This window comes from Streptomyces katrae, from assembly GCF_000966975.1.
Taxonomy (GTDB): domain Bacteria; phylum Actinomycetota; class Actinomycetes; order Streptomycetales; family Streptomycetaceae; genus Streptomyces; species Streptomyces katrae.
The window spans coordinates 1-452 of the sequence record NZ_JZWV01001615.1 but is presented as its reverse complement, the minus strand read 5'-3'; the positions used below and the strand labels follow the sequence as shown (position 1 = coordinate 452).

Sequence of the window (452 nt, the reverse complement as noted above, 5' to 3'; positions counted from 1 at the left end):
GTACGAGTACGTCCCCCACCGCCTGCTGCGCAGCCGTGTCCGGGACATCGCCTCCGGCACCGAGGGGGAGCTGATGGCCGTCATCAACGAGAACGTCTCGGACTGCCTCACCTACGAGCGCTGGATGGAACTCGCCTACATCCGCGCCGCATCCGGCCGAGAATTCACCACCGCCGTCGAAAACGTCGTGCCCGCCTATGACCAGCCCCAGACGGCCGCCGGACGCCGCAATCCGGGCAGCGCGTAGCGATCTGTCGCGCCTGCGCGCTCCGCAGCACGATCCGTTCGTCCTCCGGTGCAGGCATCGGCCCCGGACGGCCGCCGGACGCCGAGAAAAGGGGAGCGCGTAGCGATCTGGCGCGCCTCCCGGCGCCGGGGGACGATTCCGTCGTCCTTTGCTGCAGGCAGCGACCCCAGGCGGGCGGCGGACGCCGAGAAAAGGGGAGCGCGTA

At 70.4% G+C, this 452-nt stretch carries 1 protein-coding gene; it reads left to right on the top strand.

The window, feature by feature from the left end:
• Positions 1-247: hypothetical protein (locus VR44_RS39630; RefSeq protein ID WP_045952548.1), on the top strand; the 247-nt coding region annotated here is incomplete at its 5' end.
• Positions 248-452: the final 205 nt, after the last annotated feature.